General features: G+C 45.7%; 14 protein-coding genes and 1 pseudogene. 6 read left to right on the forward strand and 9 right to left on the reverse strand.

What is annotated here, in order from left to right; translation table 11 throughout:
* Positions 1 to 87: 87 nt before the first annotated feature.
* Positions 88 to 1410, reverse strand: coding sequence for a peptidoglycan-binding protein (locus ACLFWI_RS11810; protein ID WP_446413104.1), 1323 nt, complete (start codon positions 1408 to 1410; stop codon positions 88 to 90).
* Between the two features lie 367 nt (positions 1411 to 1777).
* Positions 1778 to 2878, reverse strand: coding sequence for a DMT family transporter (locus ACLFWI_RS11815; protein WP_446406765.1), 1101 nt, complete (start codon positions 2876 to 2878; stop codon positions 1778 to 1780).
* Between the two features lie 300 nt (positions 2879 to 3178).
* On the opposite strand from ACLFWI_RS11815, the gene sppA reads away from it, so the two are divergent.
* Both sppA and aroH read left to right on the forward strand, forming a co-directional pair.
* Entirely contained in the window at positions 3179 to 4003 is an 825-nt protein-coding gene (gene sppA / locus ACLFWI_RS11820) for a signal peptide peptidase SppA (protein ID WP_446413105.1), read from the forward strand.
* Positions 4004 to 4248: 245 nt separating this feature from the next.
* Positions 4249 to 4632: a chorismate mutase gene (gene aroH / locus ACLFWI_RS11825; RefSeq protein ID WP_446413106.1), complete on the forward strand. Its 384-nt coding sequence runs from the start codon at positions 4249 to 4251 to the stop codon at positions 4630 to 4632.
* Positions 4633 to 4756: 124 nt separating this feature from the next.
* On the opposite strand, the gene ACLFWI_RS11830 is transcribed toward aroH, so the two are convergent.
* Positions 4757 to 5470: a hypothetical protein gene (locus ACLFWI_RS11830; protein ID WP_446413107.1), complete on the reverse strand. Its 714-nt coding sequence runs from the start codon at positions 5468 to 5470 to the stop codon at positions 4757 to 4759.
* A 191-nt stretch (positions 5471 to 5661) separates the two neighbouring features.
* On the opposite strand from ACLFWI_RS11830, the gene speA reads away from it, so the two are divergent.
* Positions 5662 to 7761 (forward strand): biosynthetic arginine decarboxylase, encoded by a 2100-nt coding sequence (speA, locus tag ACLFWI_RS11835; protein WP_446413108.1) that lies wholly within the window; start codon positions 5662 to 5664, stop codon positions 7759 to 7761.
* Between the two features lie 69 nt (positions 7762 to 7830).
* Here the strand turns inward: speA and ACLFWI_RS11840 are convergent, their stop codons facing one another.
* The 3 genes from ACLFWI_RS11840 to ACLFWI_RS11850 form a co-directional block, all read right to left on the reverse strand.
* Positions 7831 to 8997 carry a sugar phosphate nucleotidyltransferase gene (locus ACLFWI_RS11840; RefSeq protein ID WP_446413109.1) on the reverse strand — a complete coding sequence of 389 codons (1167 nt, stop codon included), beginning with the start codon at positions 8995 to 8997 and terminating at the stop codon, positions 7831 to 7833.
* Positions 8998 to 9380: 383 nt separating this feature from the next.
* The gene (locus ACLFWI_RS11845) at positions 9381 to 10181 is read right to left on the reverse strand and encodes a segregation/condensation protein A (RefSeq protein ID WP_446413110.1); all 801 of its coding nucleotides are present in this window, start codon (positions 10179 to 10181) and stop codon (positions 9381 to 9383) included.
* 275 nt (positions 10182 to 10456) lie between these two features.
* Positions 10457 to 10825: a lipopolysaccharide assembly protein LapA domain-containing protein gene (locus tag ACLFWI_RS11850; protein ID WP_446413111.1), complete on the reverse strand. Its 369-nt coding sequence runs from the start codon at positions 10823 to 10825 to the stop codon at positions 10457 to 10459.
* 83 nt (positions 10826 to 10908) lie between these two features.
* Between ACLFWI_RS11850 and pdxH the strand changes: the two genes are divergently transcribed.
* Both pdxH and ACLFWI_RS11860 read left to right on the forward strand, forming a co-directional pair.
* Positions 10909 to 11553, forward strand: coding sequence for a pyridoxamine 5'-phosphate oxidase (gene pdxH, locus ACLFWI_RS11855; protein WP_446413112.1), 645 nt, complete (start codon positions 10909 to 10911; stop codon positions 11551 to 11553).
* A gap of 404 nt (positions 11554 to 11957) precedes the next feature.
* Entirely contained in the window at positions 11958 to 13238 is a 1281-nt protein-coding gene (locus tag ACLFWI_RS11860; RefSeq protein WP_446413113.1) for an ABC transporter substrate-binding protein, read from the forward strand.
* 19 nt (positions 13239 to 13257) lie between these two features.
* Here the strand turns inward: ACLFWI_RS11860 and ACLFWI_RS11865 are convergent, their stop codons facing one another.
* The gene (locus tag ACLFWI_RS11865) at positions 13258 to 13902 is read right to left on the reverse strand and encodes a Uma2 family endonuclease (protein WP_446413114.1); all 645 of its coding nucleotides are present in this window, start codon (positions 13900 to 13902) and stop codon (positions 13258 to 13260) included.
* A gap of 271 nt (positions 13903 to 14173) precedes the next feature.
* Between ACLFWI_RS11865 and ACLFWI_RS11870 the strand changes: the two are divergent.
* A pseudogene (locus tag ACLFWI_RS11870) lies at positions 14174 to 14584 on the forward strand (Uma2 family endonuclease); the annotation flags it as partial.
* A 198-nt stretch (positions 14585 to 14782) separates the two neighbouring features.
* Here the strand turns inward: ACLFWI_RS11870 and hpsU are convergent.
* Together hpsU and ACLFWI_RS11880 are read right to left on the reverse strand one after the other, a co-directional pair.
* The gene (gene hpsU, locus ACLFWI_RS11875) at positions 14783 to 15406 is read right to left on the reverse strand and encodes a hormogonium polysaccharide biosynthesis acetyltransferase HpsU (RefSeq protein WP_446406754.1); all 624 of its coding nucleotides are present in this window, start codon (positions 15404 to 15406) and stop codon (positions 14783 to 14785) included.
* Between the two features lie 417 nt (positions 15407 to 15823).
* Positions 15824 to 16780, reverse strand: a complete 957-nt coding sequence (locus ACLFWI_RS11880) for a glycosyltransferase family 2 protein (RefSeq protein WP_446413115.1) — start codon at positions 16778 to 16780, stop codon at positions 15824 to 15826.
* Between the last annotated feature and the right edge of the window lie 374 nt (positions 16781 to 17154).

Here is a 17154-nt window from a genome sequence, read left to right on the forward strand (position 1 = left end):
GACTACCCTTCGGGAAGGCTTCGCATACATTTGTGTAGCAGCGATTTCAATCGCCTCCTCTTGCATGGGGTGATCTCCTCGAAAATCCTATTCAAACCTGGGTGGTTCTTGAAGCTGATTTTCGGAAAAACTGAGGGGACTAGGGGAAGGAGGTAAACTATTTACTGTGGCAGGTGTGCGAATTCGTTCTAGCTGACTCAATGCCCAACGCGCTGTTTCCTGAACATCAGCCTCCGGATCATCTAAGGCATAGGATAATAACTGACTCATTTGTGCCACTAATTCATACATCAAGGTCAAATCTCGGATCGCGTTTTTACGCACCTGGGGATTATCATCCTGTAGGGAAAGCGCTAACGCCCGATTCATCGGTTTGAGTGTCTTCATGCCAATTTGGGATAGCGCCTCTATAATTAAGCTGCGCTGTTGAGAATCAGACTCTAGCATTAGATTCACCAATGGTTGCACCGCCCTAGAATCTCCCCGTTGTGCTAGTTCCCAAATCGCTTTGCGTCGTTTGGTTGGATTAGAGTCTTGTAAGTCTTTAATTAATTGATTCACTCCATTTTTCTTAGCCAGCCGATGCTTGGGTTTAGCCAGTGATGCGTTAGTTGAGGGTTCAACATGGGATGGCGGTTTAATCGAGGGGGAATCAGTAACACTCAACGCTGAAGGATTGTACCCGTTGGTGTAGGATTCAGAGGGAGGAATTGGGGTGTCAAGCGATTCGGCGGGTGATGAGTCTAGCCTATTGTTACTCGACATTACCATGGGCGGTTCCGGTGCCTCTGGAGGGGAAGAGGGCCCAGAATCCTGGGCTGTGGCAGAGGCTTGCCCTTTTTTGGGACTATCCAATACCTTGATTAAAAAGAATAAGCCTCCACCAAATACGACTAAGGTTCCAGACAAACCTGCGAGTATCCACAAGAGTTGCTTGCGCTGGCTATTGGATTGAGCTTTTTCAGCGTTTTGGTTGTCCTCCTCAGCGTTTTCTGCTTCCGCGGGAGAATTATCAGGTTCAGGAACTTCCGCCGCCGCTGCGGCTTGCAGCTTCGTCCATGTTGTTAAACCAACAACACCATCTGCGTCAAGATCGATTGACTCTTGAAATTCAATAACGGCTAGCCTGGTGGTGTCTCCATAGACGCCATCAGTATCGCCCTCATAGTAGCCTAGCTTTTTCAGCCGAGTCTGTAAGGCTTGCACCGTTTCGCCTCGACTCCCCACTTGCAGGGGTAATTCCTCAATGCCTTTAGGACTTGGGGATTGGGCGAGGAGTAGGGGTTGGGATAGGTTAACCGATGAATGGGCGATCGCAGGATTTAATCCCACAAAAGAACCAATGCCCATAAACCCGCCCAGGCAGGTCATGTAGGCAGCTAGAAGTACGGGGGAGCGATGGCAAGTCATAGGGAAATTAGGAACTTGAAGGGTTTGCCATGTTGGGGCAGCCTCTTATCAGTCTCACTCCAAGATAACTTAATATACTTACTCCTGAATTAAAACAGCGATCTAATTGATATTTGATTACAGTTACTCACCTGTTCCTCCCACTTTATCAAATATAGGCGATCGCAAAAGGCTCGAGGAAAACAAATTTTTCAGTAAAGTGTATCTCAGACGACAGAAAATTCATAAAATTATTTATTTCCCCATCATCCCAGGGTGGGCGCGAGTGAAGTGATAAGTTATCTTGACAACGTTATAGGTCAAACCCGCCCCTACCTTGGAACCTCTTCGTGTATTAACCGAAAACATTTCCAGCCACTGCAATTGGTTAACGGGGCAATCCTTCGACTTCAGAGTCTTGGAGTTTGATCGGTAAAGCAATTAACCCCATCGCCTTCAAACTGCGGATGATGCGATCGCGAGGGGTTAAGGGTTCGGCGGTAACCGTTTGATTGACAGTAGTCCAGGCTTGGCGGAATGATGTTAATCTCTGAGCAATTTCCTGACGCTGATTAATTAAATAGATACTCACTAACGTCAAACTGACGCCTACCCATTGCAGGGAACTCAAGACTTCCCCTAAAAACAGATTGCCAAATAGCAGAGCAAACACAGGAGTCAGAAACGTCAATGCACTGAGACTGGTGAGATTCCCCTTAGAGGCAAAGTAGAAGAATAACCCGTAGGCGATCGCACTACCAAATATTGTTGAGTAAGCCAGTGCCATCCAACCACTTAAGTCAATGTTCACCCACTGTTGAGATTCCCACATACCCGACAGCGCAAACAAGGGTAATCCGCCTAAAATCAGATGCCAACCTGTCGCCACAACCGGATCGGCATATCGACAGATAAAGCCAATGAGTACCGTTCCCACAGCCATCGACAGGGACGCCAGTAACATCAGCCATTCCCCATTTTGAAACAGATGCTGCCAACTCAATTCCACCGTTGCCACATTGCCATGGAGCAGGCTGACAATCCAGGCATCGGGCAACCCAATCAAACTGATGCCCACAATACCAATTGCCAGTCCTATGCCACCCCACAGACCAATAATTTCACCAAAAAGCCAACCTGATAGTAAGGCTACAGCTAAAGGCTGAGAATCAATCATCACCGAACCCAAGCCAGCCCCGGTTCGCACTAAGCCCTCGGCTAAAAATCCTTGAAATAAAGCACCGTCTATTAGCGCAAACAGGCTAATCCATAACCAAGCTGCCCACCCTTTGGGTTGGGGACGCCCCATCATCGACGCGGCAATTAGGATAAGCACTCCAGCAGGGACTAAACGCACTCCTGCCATAAATAGAGGAGTTGTATCGGGAATGACGCCTTTCATCGCGACCATCGCCGTCCCCCACAGGAAAAATGGTGCAATCAAGAGTAAGGGGGCAAAAGGGGATTGGTTGGTTATTTTGAGCTGCATGAGATCTTGTTTATTATCAACGCTGGGGATCAACCCGATATATTTTTTTATGATTCTTTACATAGATTGTACTAAATTTTTAATTTATGTTAAGCACACGATCCAAAAATGTCATGGGTTATTGTCCTTTGTGCTTCGTCCTTCGTCATTCGACAGGTCTGTGCTGAAAACACGATTCGGACAAAAAGCCTGAGATCGTGCAAACTGGTAAAGTAATATAGCGGTTCTACCCCTAGCTAATGTTGTATTTAACGTGGCGGGACACCGCTTCGTGTCTACATCCCTCATTTTTGAAACGATATGCCCTGGCCCTTTAAGCCTAAATCGCGTAAACAAATTGCTCGCATCGAAATCACGGGTTTGATTGCTGGTAATACTCGTCAACGGGTACTAGACGCGCTCAAAACTGTGGAAGAAAAGAAATTTCCTGCCTTACTGCTGCGAATTGACAGTCCTGGCGGCACTGTTGGTGACTCCCAGGAAATCTACAGCGCCTTGATGCGCCTGCGGGAGAAGGTGAAAATTATTGCCAGTTTTGGGAATATCTCCGCCTCTGGGGGAGTCTACGTGGGTATGGGAGCGGAACATATTGTGACCAACCCCGGTACGATTACAGGAAGCATTGGCGTTATCCTGCGCGGTAATAATCTAGAACGCCTCTTGGATAAGATTGGGGTTTCCTTCAAAGTTGTTAAATCGGGTCCCTACAAAGATATTCTCGGGTTTGACCGCGAACTCACTGAACCCGAAAAGACGATTCTGCAAGAGATGATTGATACGAGTTATCAGCAGTTCGTGCAAACCGTTGCTGAAGCACGAAACCTGGCGATGGAAACGGTGAGAAGCTTTGCTGATGGTCGAATTTTTACGGGTCAGCAAGCCTTGGATTTAGGGGTGGTTGATCGCCTCGGAACTGAGGAAGATGCCCGTCGCTGGGCAGCCGAACTGGTGGGTCTTGACCCAGAGAAAACAAAATGTGAGACGATTGAGGAACCTAAGCGCCTCTTAAGTCGTTTGATTCCTGGCAATACGGGTCGGATGAACTCTGGTTTATCGGCAAGGATAAATTGGTTAGAATTTGAACTATCGACCAGTGGTCAACCGCTTTGGCTCTATCGACCTTAGGGGTTTGCTCCAGGAACAGGGGAGCAGGAGAGCCGGGGTGCAGGGGAAACAAAAGAAGTTAACTCACGCACCATGCCCTCGAAGGTTGTGAAGGGTCAAAGCTCAAAACCTAGCCAGGGCGGGTTTTGTACAAAGGTTACCATCAATAGCTGGCGCGAAAATCCCTAAACCCGCCCCGACAAACTAGATTCCCTTGAGCAAGCGCGTTGGGTCAAAACTCAAAACTTTTTAGGAGGATATCAACAGTGGAGTGGCGTGTTCGAGCGATTCGTGGGGCAACAACGGTGTCAGAAAATACGGTTGCAGCAATTCGAGAGGCTGTAACAGAACTTTTAGATGAGATAGAAACCCATAATCAGATCGACCACGAGGAAATGATCAGTGTAATCTTTACAACGACACGAGATTTGGATGCCATCTTTCCCGCCGCGATCGCACGCGAACGTCCTCATTGGGAAAATGTAGCATTACTCGATCTCCAGCAAATGCATGTGGAAGGAAGCCTGGAACGCTGCATCCGATGCCTCATCCATATTAATACCCCAGTGAGCCAAACCGAGATTTATCACCCTTATCTGCGCCAAGCAAAAAACTTACGACCCGATTGGAGTTTAGCTTTCAACGCATGAAGCCCCACACCATAGCGGTACTCCGCTTGGTGCTGGGATGGAGCCGAAGGGGAGCAACCAGGAAACCCCTAGAGTGATTTAGGGGAGCAACGCACCATAATCTTTGATTTGGTGTGGGAGGATGTCACTTGTTATTTAAATAACTTGATGTTTGACTCAGAGAAATGTCTCGCCCTGTAGACAACCTTCTCCGCATAATCGACGCCAGAGACTCACGTTTGCGTAAGTCCAGCATTTCGGCAAGACTCTGCTCATCCTTATCCTTATCCAACGGATTTTTTTCTTGATCAGGTACGACGGTTACTTCAGTTTCCGGATCATAGGCAACTGTCTGGGAAGAGTCCAGCGTCTGGATTGCTTGTGTCTTAGCCAGCGATTGCGGGGATTGGGAAACTTGACGGTGATTTACGGGGCGTCGCCGTTTTTTGCGCCGACTTGACTTAGACGGTTTGATAACTTGACGAGGTTGAGTAGATTGCCTAAACGCCTGAGTGACTAACCAAGAACCGGCAGCACAACCAAAGGCTAGACCCAAAAATAAAGAAAGGGGTAAACCTTCTTTTGGTGAAGAGTTTTCTGGCGAGGAGGTTATCGGAGAGTTCGATAAGGGTGTCTGTCTTGCGGTTGATTCCAAAATCGTTGACACCAAGGGTTTCGGCACAGATTTATCTGACTCAATCCGCCCAGGATCGAGTAAACCAACTGCTGCCACAGTGCTAATCAAGACGAGAAAGCCCCAGATTGTTCCCCAAAAGACAAAGGGATACCTGTTAACGAGCTGCTGTAATACCTGTGGGTAATTGTGCTGTTCGGAAGAATGGTCAGATGAATTGAGCATTGACGCCCTTTACAGTCAGGATCAACTTGAAAACGCGACGCTTTGCGCCTTGAGAGTAGAGAAACCACTATTGCTGAAGGAATTTTAACATGGTTTCTTGGACAACATGACAAAAATCCTCTCAATGCCATTACCGAGATGCGCTAGCATTAACAATCGCAAGGCATAGTTTTAAGGGTGATCGAACAGATATGACAGGAGAGCTAACATCTACAATTAGCATTCGCGAGCAAAAGCAGCAACCGCATCACCCGGATATTCCAGCTCACACTCGCCTACCTCAGGGCAGATCATCACGCCCAACTTGGACGATTGAGGAGAGTGAGAAACTTTATCGGATTCAGGGATGGGGAGAACCCTACTTTTCGATTAACGCCGTCGGTCATGTGACGGTTTCCCCCAAAGGCGATCGCGGCGGTTCCCTGGATTTGTTTGAATTAGTCGAAGCGCTCAAAGGACGTAATCTGGAACTCCCGTTATTAATTCGCTTTTCCGATATCCTCGCTGATCGCATTGAGCGCTTAAATGCTTGTTTTGCCAAGGCGATCGCTCGCTATAATTACCCAGGTCGTTACCAGGGGGTTTATCCGGTCAAGTGTAATCAGCACCGACATCTGGTCGAAGAGTTGGTGCAGGTTGGACACCCTTATCAGTTTGGCTTAGAAGCGGGGTCTAAACCGGAACTGATGATTGCACTAGCCACCTTAAAAACTGATGGCGCTCTGCTTATCTGTAATGGTCACAAAGACCGAGAATATATCGAAACGGCGCTGCTATCAATGCGGTTGGGACAAAAACCGATTATTGTGATTGAGCAACTCGAAGAAGTCCAGCTTGTGATTGACATTTCGGCAAAACTCGGTATTGAGCCGATAATCGGTGTACGAGCCAAACTGAGTACAAAAGGGAGTGGGCGTTGGGGAGAATCCACAGGCGATCGCGCTAAGTTTGGTCTGACGCTTCCGGAGATCCTTTCGGGTGTCAACCAACTCCGGGATGCTGGATTGCTCAACGCCTTGCAGTTATTGCACTTTCATATTGGCTCTCAAACCTCTGCGATTAGCGTGATTAAAGATGCGATTCGAGAAGCTAGTCAAATCTATGTCGAGTTGCGTGCCTTGGGCGCTAATATGAACTATCTGGATGTGGGAGGTGGCTTAGCCATTGATTATGACGGCTCTAAAACCAACTTCCACGCCTCGAAAAATTACAACATGCAAAATTATGCCAACGATATCGTTGCCGAGGTGAAGGAAGCCTGTGAAGCCCGCCAGATTCCCGCCCCGGTGTTAATTAGTGAAAGTGGTCGTGCGATCGCCTCTCATCAATCCGTACTCATCTTTGATGTCCTCAATACCAGCGATGTTCTCTCTGGAGAACCTGCACCTGCTCACCAGAACGAACATCTGATTATCCGTAACCTCTGGGAAACTTACGGAAATATCACTGTCGAAAATTACCAAGAAGCTTACCACGACGCTATTCAATTTAATGAAGAAGCCAAAAGCCTCTTCAATCTCGGTTATCTCAGCCTGACTCAACGGGCTAGAGCCGAACAATTGTACTGGGCGTGCTGTGAGAAAATTCTCAACATTGTTAGGACTCAGGACTATGTACCTGACGATCTCGAAGACTTAGAAAAAACAATGGCGTCAATTTATTACGTCAACTTATCGGTCTTTCAATCAGTTCCCGATTCCTGGGCAATGAACCAACTCTTTCCGATTATGCCCATCCATCGGCTGAATGAGGAACCCACCCGTCGGGGTATCTTAGCCGATTTGACCTGTGACAGTGACGGCAAAATTAACCAGTTTATTGACCTGCGGGATGTTAAATCCGTGCTGGAACTGCATCCGTTAAGAAAAGCGAAAGTACAGGAAAATCATGGTAGCGGCGGGGAGTTTACGGATAAGGTAACTCAATCGACTGTTCTAGAGGAATCAGGAAAAACCTCTCATCCTCAAACCAGAGAACCCTATTACCTCGGCTTGTTTTTAGTCGGAGCTTACCAAGAAATTATGGGCAATTTACACAACCTATTTGGCAACACCAATACTGTCCATATTCGACTCACACCCAGAGGCTATGAAATTGAGCATCTGGTTAAGGGAGATACCATAACAGAAGTATTGAGTTATGTTCAGTACGACGCTGAGGACTTAGTTGAAAGCATTCGTCGTCGCACCGAACAAGCTCTACGAGACAATAGCATTACCTTGGCAGAATCCCAACGGTTGCTGCAAAACTACCAGAAGAGTCTGAGTAGTTATACTTATCTGTCTTCTTAGTCACGTCTGTTAAATTGCCCACCCAACCAGCAACAGGGATGGTTGGGTGAGCAACTCAGAGGTTATGGACTAACCATTTTGACTCAGAAGAATTTCATCAATCGCTTGCTTTTCTTCAGGATCTTGGGATGGAGGTGTCTGGCGGGTATCCGTAATCAGCCAATCGAGGGCAGCCGCTTGCACGTCAATTGTTGCACCCGTCTTATCAACGCAGTAGCGTCCAAAGACCAGCTTATCGACCAAGCGAACGCCTGCACCCAAGCGGGAATATTCAAAAATAACGCTGTTATCAACCGTTGCACCTTTACAGATCCAGCAATTCGGACCAATCATCGATGGACCAATAATTTTCGCACCATCTTCAATATGGGTCATACCGCCAATGTAAACCGGTCCTTTGACATCCACTTTATCCCAATTGACCGCCACATTTAATCCGGTGTAAACCCCGGGAGCCACTTGTTTACCGGGAATCGAGACATTTTTGATGTCTCCCGTCAAAACACCCCTAACCGCATGCCAATAGTCAGGAACTTTGCCAATGTCCACCCACTGGAAATCCATCGATACGGCATAAAAGGGCGCATCCATTTCCACTAATTTGGGAAATAAATCGCCACCGATGTCATATTCCTGACCAGATGGAATATAATCTAAGACTTCGGGTTCAAAAATATAAATGCCCGTATTGATATTGGTGCTGAGAGCTTCTTCTACCGAGGGTTTTTCCTGGAAAGTTTTAATCCGACCGCTTTCGTCAGTCACCACCACACCATAGCTAGAGACTCGCTCTCGCGGCACGGGTTTGGTCACAATCGTAGCCACAGAACCTTTTTCTTTATGCCATTTGACAGCAGCAGACAGATCGAGATCAATCAGAGCATCCCCGCAAAGGACAACAAATGTGTCGTCAAAAAAGGGATAAAAGTCTTGGATCTTACGCATGCCACCAGCAGAACCCAAGGCTTCTCCTACCAGTTGACCATCGATAATTCGACCTTCAAATGAATAGGTAATTTCGACACCAAATCGTTGACCGTCCCGGAAGTAGCCTTCAATTTCATGAGCTAAGTGAGAGACGTTAACCACAACTTGGTCAAAACCATGCTGCCTTAGAAGTTCTAATAAAAACTCCATCACAGGTTTTTGCAGGATGGGAATCAATGGTTTGGGAATGGTATAGGTAATGGGGCGAACCCGAGTCCCCTTACCGGCTGCCAGAATCATGGCTTTCATAAAATTATCTTCCTCAAGCTATGCCACAAATGTTCAAGTTGGTCAATTGAGTCTGATGCTCAGTGGTTGCCCTTAAGGACGTCGAACCGTTGTCAAGACTCATCCTATATACCGGGAAAAATGACAGAGATCAGGTGACAAAGGGGTAGGTTCACAAAAGTTTGAGTGACTACCGATACCTAATCAATCACTATGCACCACTGACCTGGGTAAGTATGTAGGAGGCTACATACCGTATACATGAGTATCTGAATGCTCTTGTCTGAAGCCAGGAGGCAAAACGGCAAGATGCGGTTTGTTCGACTGGTATTGGTGCATTCTGTCAAGTGTTGAACAGCCGATTAAGCTGCCAATCGGAATCCCAGATAACACCCCTGATTGATTTACCCCAGCGTCCGGATTTTTAAGTCTTGGTAGAACTCCTCTTGGGATAATTCCACCTTAGACTGAGCCGATAACAGGAGCAGCGCCCAAAACACACCGACTCGATCGCTGACTAGGGTTTTAGTGGTATCAACAGCCCTTGGGCGATTGTCATTCGTCGATACTGTTGGTGATACCGTCCACCACTCTAGCAATTGCTCTAGATTCAGCCAATCTTTTCCGGCAGCTATTTCATGCCAATGACCGGAAATAAACTGTTCTAGGCGTTTAGCAATGTCGGTTAGATTTTCATCGTGAGCTAGCTGGGTGATAGCTTGTGCTGCTTGTCCTCGTGATATAGATTGTCGGCGGGTTGAGCGAATGGGTGTGGGGGTGGCTTCGAGTTGATCTGCCATTTGCTGCAATTGCTCGATCAACTCGTTTAGGGTGACGGGGCGTTTTTTGGGCGGGGGTGCAGCCGTGCGACGACGGATATGGCGTTCCAAATACAAGGGTAAGCGCGGTTCATTCGTGGGTTCGATTTCCGCTTCGGTATCGCTGAATTCCGGTGCTTCGGGTTCCTCTAAACGTTGTAGCGTGTCTGCTTTGAGTAAGACAAGCATAGACGCCCATAAAAAAGCTTGTCCGGATTGGGACAAATCGGTGTCATGGGGACTGATTTGGGCATCATTCCCCCAAGGGAGACTACTGAGATAGCGATCAATCACTTCAATCACCTGAACATCCCAGGGATCGATTTCTCCACGTTGGGCTAGGTCAATTAATAGCGCGATCGCTTCGGTAGCAGGCGTTTGTCTCATCAGCAATCTTCAGATAGACACAAGGGAGATGGGGAAGATAGGAGAGATGGGGGAGATGAGGGAGTTATAGCACTACGCACTCTAGTTAGGACATAAAAGAAAAATTAAAATCGCTTTGACCCTGAGCGACTTGTACCGAGCGAAGTCGAGGTAAGTCGAAGGGTCAATCCCTTGTCAGGTAAGCTTTTTTCTTCAAAGAAAGCCTATTGCCTATTGCAAGAAAGCCTAGCGCGTAGCGCTATAACTCAACACTCTCACATTGCCCCAAAATCTATTCACCCTTGTTCAACAATGGTACCTTCAGTGACCGCTTCAGAGGCTGATAGTGCGGGTAACTGCTGTTGTTCAATTTCTGCCTTGTAGCGTTCCATGTCTTGTTCTAATTCTTCAATGCGTTCCTCTTTCGCCCGAATCTGGCGAACCGCTTTCCAAGACTCTACCTGTCGCTGTAGCTGCGCCCAAACACTAAAAAGCCATGCCAATACAGAACCGAGTCCCATGGCTATAATCAGTTCTAGGGCTAGAGGAGCCTCAACATCAATGCCTTCAATAATTTGAATCGACGTGGGCTGCGTGTTTTGCAAGCTAAACAAAACCAACGCTAAACACACAGCAAATATGAGCAGAAAGTTTAGTTGTCGCATTAGTTTAATCCTCTAGTTTACAGTTTCTTGACAATTTTAGCAAGAGACGTCAAAACCTTTTGTCTGGAGCAAAAATTGAGAAAATGAGTAAAAGCATCGCTGATTTGCGGCAAGAGTACAGCCTACAACGGTTAAATAAAACAGATGCTGCTCCCAATCCATTCGAGCAATTTACCTTATGGTTTGACCAAGCAGTAGCCGCGAAGTTGCCAGAACCCAATGCGATGACTCTGGCGACGGCAACACCCGATGGGAAACCGTCGGCGCGAATGGTACTGCTTAAAGGATACGATGAGCGGGGGTTTGTCTTCTATACCAACTACAAAAGTCACAAGGGACAACAGTTATTGGCAAATCCTTGGGGTGCGATCGCGTTTTGGTGGACTCAGCTAGAACGACAAGTGCGGATTGAGGGACAGATTGAACAGGTGTCGGCTGAGGAGTCAGATGCTTATTTTCATAGCCGTCCCCAAGCCTCTCAACTGGGGGCTTGGGCATCTGAGCAAAGTCAGGTGATTGATAGTCGCGAGGTACTTGAGCAACGATTACAACAGCTTAAAAAAGAGTATGAGAATAAAATCATACCACGCCCACCTCACTGGGGAGGATTTCGATTAATTCCTGTCGCCATGGAGTTTTGGCAGGGGCGTCCCAGTCGGTTACATGATCGGTTGCTCTATCAACGTACAGAAGAGGGTAGCTGGATGATACAACGTTTATCTCCGTAGCAGGGAACAGAGAACACAGACCAGAAAACCGGGAATTCATAATTCATTATTTAAAATTTAAGTAGGTTGGTGGAAATAAACTCAACCTTATGAAGTTATGTTAACAAGGCTTAAACCCTTACAAATAACAAATGACGTAGCTTGCTTCTCGCGAAGCGAGTATGACGAATGACGTAGCTTGCTTCTCGCGAAAGCGAGTTCCCCACCGTTAACTTTAATTGTCCCCACCTACTTATAAGTCATCAGCTATTGCCGATCGCCAAAATCAAGGTTATCTTGGAAAAGCTATGACACCAGAACTTGATGTTGATTTTTTCAGCATCAATACGAATACTAATTGTTAAAAATAAACCAGTGGGATGCATGATTAGATTAAGTTTATTACCCTTTGGTAGAAAATAGAAATGTTGAGAGCAAAAGTTGGTCAAACACTGACTTTACTATTGAGCTTACCAATACTTTTAGCCGCTTGTAGTCCGGCTCAAAATGAGTCTGCTCAAAGCAATACCGTGACTATTATGGGAGTCGTTACAGGCAAGGGTGAGGAGGAACTTAAAAAAGCCCTAGCACCATTTACTGAAGAAACAGGAATTAAGGTGATTTACGAAGGCACGAGTGAGTTTGCTACTCTATTACCCGTGCGGGTTGATTCAGGGAATGCGCCGGATATTGCCATGTTTCCCCAACCGGGCTTAATGGCTGACTTTGCCCGCGAAGGAAAGCTGGTGGCGATTGATTCCTTTATGGATATGACGCAGCTATCTGATGCTTATGCTCAGGATTGGTTGAATCTAGCTAGCGTTGATGAGCAAATATATGGTATCTGGTATCGGGCATTTGTTAAAAGCTTAGTTTGGTATAACCCAACCGCCTTTAAAGCCAAGGGCTATGAAGTTCCGACAACATGGGATGAAATGATCGCATTGTCAGACAAAATTGTAGCTGATGGCGGTGTTCCTTGGTGCATCGGTATGGAAAATGGTAGTGCTACAGGTTGGGTGGGGACAGACTGGATAGAAGATATCATGTTGCATCAGGCTGGGGCAGAGGTTTATGATCAGTGGATTACTCATGAAATCCCCTTCAATCATCCTACTGTTGAGGCAGCTTTTGAAAAATTTGGCACAATTGCCCTTAACCCTAAATATGTCCTTGGGGGTACAACGGGTGTACTAAGTACCCCATTTGGAGACTCACCGAAGGGTCTTTTTGAACAATCACCCAGTTGCTATATGCATCATCAGGGTAGCTTTATTACATCGTTTTTCCCCGATAATGTGGTGATGGGTAAAGATGTTGATGTTTTTCCCTTTCCCACAATGAATCAAGACATTGATGCTCCTGTATTGGTCTCTGGTGAAATCGTTGCCATGTTTAATGATACTCCAGAGGCGCGAAAGTTAATGGAGTATTTAGCCACATCAAAGCCTCATGAAATCTTGGCAGGTATTGGCGGTTATCTCTCTCCGCATCAACAGGTGAGTTTAGAGGCGTATCCGGATGAGGTAACGAAACGACAAGTTGAGATTTTATCTAATGCAAAAGTTGTGCGTTTTGATGGTTCAGATATGATGCCAGGAGCCGTGGGAACGGGTACGTTTTGGACAGGTATTGTAGATTATGTAGGTGGAGAAGATGTGGATAGTGTTTTGAATAAGATTGAGGAAAGTTGGTCTGATAGATAATCTAATTTTTCTGTTTAATTTAATTTTCTTTTCGCTGTCTCACCCAAGCCCGAAAAACTTTCATCGTTTGATTTCGCCCCTCAATTTTACTCCGTTCTAAATAGTCGGGGAGTGCTTCACCCAAATAAAATCCGGGAAAATGAGGACTTTCGCTCACCTGGATGTATTCACCTTCTTGCAGCACGTTGATTTCTAATTTCGTCCCGTTAAACCGCCACAGTTCCCCTACTTCTAATGCTGCGTAGTTATTAAATCGAGTGCGGGAGGTAAGATCAATTTCCAGGGCTAAATCGGGCGGCGGATCTACGCTTAAATCAATGCGTTTTTTCCCACGAACGGCTGCTTCGTTTTCAATATAGAAGCAATCATCCGCTTCTATCCCTTGTTGCATGGTTTCACTTTTAAAGGTTGTTGAACCCAAACTTCTAAATTCTATATCGAGTTCTTCTAGGAGTACCTTTACAAAATCAGCAATCATTACTTTATCATCTTCATGTTCGGGTAAAGGTACCATAATTTCTAAGAGTCCTTGACTGTAGTTAATCCGCGAACCCCTTTGTTCACCGAACTCCTCTAGCAGTTGTTCATACATTTGCCAACTGACATCGGTCATTATCAGTTGTTGACCGGGGGGAAGAATTATTTGCCTGAGTTGCACTTGCATGGTTTGCTTCAATAAGTAGGTGGGGATTGTTATTTGTTATTTGTTGATTGTTAATGGTTCATTGTTGATTGTTGCCTGTTGTCTAAAGTATTCGCACTATTTATTAAATTAAAAATAGTATAGCGTTTCCATTTGAGTAGTGAACACAAATGCCGATGTGGAGAAAAAGGTAAAAGCCAAGAGATAAAAGAGATTCCGGAGTTTTTTGCCCGACAACTTATTAGATGCTACGCTAAAACTAATCCCTAACGGACAATCACGATCAATCACCATGGTTCAACTTCCGACTCAATCAGATCCACCACTTTCACCTCGGCAAACCCTACCGACGATGTATGATCTACCTTACGATAACCCGGAAGAACCTGGATTGCCAGACGAGTTTCATTTTTTGCAACCCCTACTGCTGTTTCTGACCTTTCAACCGACGAATTGGAGTCCAGAGTTAGTCTTTTCAGCTTGTGATTTGAATCTCTACTATAGTGTTACTCATCCGCAGTGGTACAAGCGTCCAGATTGGTTTGGAGTGGTGGGTGTCCCTCGGTTATACGAAGGGCAGGATTTACGCTTAAGTTACGTGGTTTGGCAAGAAGAGGTGAGTCCTTATGTAGTGGTGGAATTATTGTCGCCGGGAACACAAGAGGAAGATTTGGGTCGCACAGTATCAACACCTGAAAATCCACGATTGCGGGAGTTAGGGGTTGATCCTGATGAGTTGGAATAGTCACCAATATCATGTCCGACCAAACAGCCATTCTTCCCGTGTGCTTTGCAACCTTCTTCCTCCCCTTCTGCCCTCTGCCTTCTGCCTTGGAGCCTTGTCTCGTAAGTATTCCACCGGACATGATATAAGTTCCTCCACTATTAACTTTTATTTTGCCTATCGATTTAATTCCCGAATTTGCCGCAGATAACGGGGACGGGCTGGTGTCCCCCAACAAACCTGTTGAGCTGGAATATTACTAAAAACACTACTGCGGGTGCCAATAACGGCATTCGCTCCAATTTGCACACCGGGAGCAATAAAGCAATCGGTAGCAATCCAAACTCCGTTCCCAACGCTAATTTCCGCCGTTTTCAGGCTAAAAGCCGCATCTTGGATATCATGACTTCCGGTGCAAAGATAGCTTTTTTGAGAAATCACACAATGGCATCCAATGTGAATCTGCTCTAAGCTGTACAAAACCACATCATCCCCAATCCAACTATAGTCCCCAATTTCTACCTTCCAAGGATAGGTAAAGCGAGCGGTTGGACGGATGAGTACCCCTTGACCAATTTTGGCACCAAATAGCCGCAGGATAAAGCGGCGAAAGCCATTAAAATTATGTGGACTTATTGGAAAAGCAATAGCTTGCACCAACCACCAGAGTAAAATGAACCAGCTTGGACGCCCCCGGTCAAAATTGGACTGGTCATAATTTCGCAAATCAACTAACGGGGTGTCATCCAAAACAGGAGGTTCGGTGAAATCTGGAACGTTGGTGTTTAAGTCTCGGCTCATAGATAAGCTGTTCGGCATTTAAACCTTAATATCAATAATGGCGAAATCCTTTTACGTAGTGCGTTTAGCGAAGCCATGCCGCAGGCTTTGCATCTTGCTCGCTACTCAGCATCTTGCTCGCTACTACTACCCAATTGAAAGGCGTGACAGCTCACTTATAGCATTTTTATTTGGGATGTAGAATTCACGATAGTAGACACAGGTAATTTAGCAAAGAGGTAAGAGTTTTTTTGTATGATTAAAAACTAGCATTGGGTTCCATGCATGAATGATCGAGAATTGCTATATACCATTCTATTTTTTAAGCGCCTTGACTAATCAATTATTATTTTTTTCATTGTCAAATCAATAAAACTCCCTTTTTTCTCTTTCCTTTGACCAAATCTTAATCAGTAATTTGAACAATGTAACAGCCGATTATGAATTTGGAGAAACCACAGAAGTAGCCGGAGATTTCGCAGATGATACGTTTGATGTTTCCACCTCTGGATTGAGATGACCGCCAAATTTTCGTAATTCGTAGAGTTTGACACCAATTTGATATTCGTATTGACTCAACAAGCGTCCGTAAATATAACCTGCTTTACCATCCAGAAAACCGAATTGGATAAAGTAAAAGATAATGAACCGCAAGGTGGGTTTAAATGGCATCCACACCCAAACCTTTCTCAAAAAACGCTTACGCTGTACCGCATCCCCAAATAAATTAGCACCAATCGTACCTGATTCATCATGACCCGTGAGCATATTAAGGTAGACCCGGGCTTCCCAGTTGGAATAGCGATTGTGTCGTTCCAACCAATGGTAGATATCTCGGAAGTCGATATGATCCATATCTGCTTTGAGATAACCGACTAAACCTTGCAGGATAACGTGTTCGTGAACTTCATTATCTCCTGTATTGGGAATTCCTTCAGTTCCCAGGTTTTCATAGCGACCTTTTTGATGTTTAAACAAGCGCAGATTCCAGTCTGGATATTTTCCCCCGTGGCGAATCCATTTGCCTAAGAAATAAACGCGGCGATTGATATAGTACCCTTCATAGTTGGGATTTTTAATCGCCGTAGCAATTTCCTCCCAAAGCGCTGGGGGAATACGTTCATCGCAATCCACAATCAGCACCCATTCATTACGAAAGGGCAGATTTTCCAAACTCCAGTTTTTCTTTTTGGGCCAATGTCCATTGAAATAAAATTGCACGACTTTCGCACCCGTTTTTTCGGCAATTTCGATAGAGCGATCGCTACTTTGGGAATCCACGACAAATACTTCATCTGCTCTAGCCACACTAGCCAGACAAGCCGGAAGGTTAGCTTCTTCGTTTTTGGCCGGAATTAGAACAGAAACTGGAACTTTAGAATCAAGAATAGTCATACTTTAAAAGGATTTAATCGGTGAGAACGGGAACGGTTTACTTGCATTTTGAATGCTGATAATGAATAGGATTCAAAACCTGTTCGAGTTGGGGCAGGCGAAACTGTGATCAATAGCGCAAATCGTAGCATTCCCTCGATTCCTGGAGAGGATTATGAAATTTTGTCACTTTGACCATACCATCTCTACTGGTTAAACAAAGGTTTGGCTAGATGCTCAAATTCATAGTTTAGCGTTTTGAGCGTCTTTATTGGTGGGATAGGCTACAGTGCCATTCTCAATTAAAGAATTTGAACGGGATAAGGGATGGGAAACAGCCACATATAGCACTACCGGGATACGTTAGGACATTCCCCTGTTGCCTGTTGCCTGTT

Source organism: Coleofasciculus sp. (assembly GCF_046539235.1).
Classification (GTDB): Bacteria; Cyanobacteriota; Cyanobacteriia; order Cyanobacteriales; family Coleofasciculaceae; genus Coleofasciculus.

What these genes read in the sequence shown, in the direction of transcription:
- ACLFWI_RS11865 (WP_446413114.1), bottom strand. Translation starts at nt 13,902, where the DNA reads ATGCAAGTGCAACTCAGGCAAATAATTCTTCCCCCCGGTCAACAACTG.
- ACLFWI_RS11815 (WP_446406765.1), bottom strand. Translation starts at nt 2,878, where the DNA reads ATGCAGCTCAAAATAACCAACCAATCCCCTTTTGCCCCCTTACTCTTG.
- speA (WP_446413108.1), top strand. Translation starts at nt 5,662, where the DNA reads ATGACAGGAGAGCTAACATCTACAATTAGCATTCGCGAGCAAAAGCAG.
- ACLFWI_RS11845 (WP_446413110.1), bottom strand. Translation starts at nt 10,181, where the DNA reads ATGAGACAAACGCCTGCTACCGAAGCGATCGCGCTATTAATTGACCTA.
- ACLFWI_RS11860 (WP_446413113.1), top strand. Translation starts at nt 11,958, where the DNA reads ATGTTGAGAGCAAAAGTTGGTCAAACACTGACTTTACTATTGAGCTTA.
- sppA (WP_446413105.1), top strand. Translation starts at nt 3,179, where the DNA reads ATGCCCTGGCCCTTTAAGCCTAAATCGCGTAAACAAATTGCTCGCATC.
- ACLFWI_RS11850 (WP_446413111.1), bottom strand. Translation starts at nt 10,825, where the DNA reads ATGCGACAACTAAACTTTCTGCTCATATTTGCTGTGTGTTTAGCGTTG.
- ACLFWI_RS11830 (WP_446413107.1), bottom strand. Translation starts at nt 5,470, where the DNA reads ATGCTCAATTCATCTGACCATTCTTCCGAACAGCACAATTACCCACAG.
- hpsU (WP_446406754.1), bottom strand. Translation starts at nt 15,406, where the DNA reads ATGAGCCGAGACTTAAACACCAACGTTCCAGATTTCACCGAACCTCCT.
- ACLFWI_RS11840 (WP_446413109.1), bottom strand. Translation starts at nt 8,997, where the DNA reads ATGAAAGCCATGATTCTGGCAGCCGGTAAGGGGACTCGGGTTCGCCCC.
- pdxH (WP_446413112.1), top strand. Translation starts at nt 10,909, where the DNA reads ATGAGTAAAAGCATCGCTGATTTGCGGCAAGAGTACAGCCTACAACGG.
- ACLFWI_RS11810 (WP_446413104.1), bottom strand. Translation starts at nt 1,410, where the DNA reads ATGACTTGCCATCGCTCCCCCGTACTTCTAGCTGCCTACATGACCTGC.
- ACLFWI_RS11880 (WP_446413115.1), bottom strand. Translation starts at nt 16,780, where the DNA reads ATGACTATTCTTGATTCTAAAGTTCCAGTTTCTGTTCTAATTCCGGCC.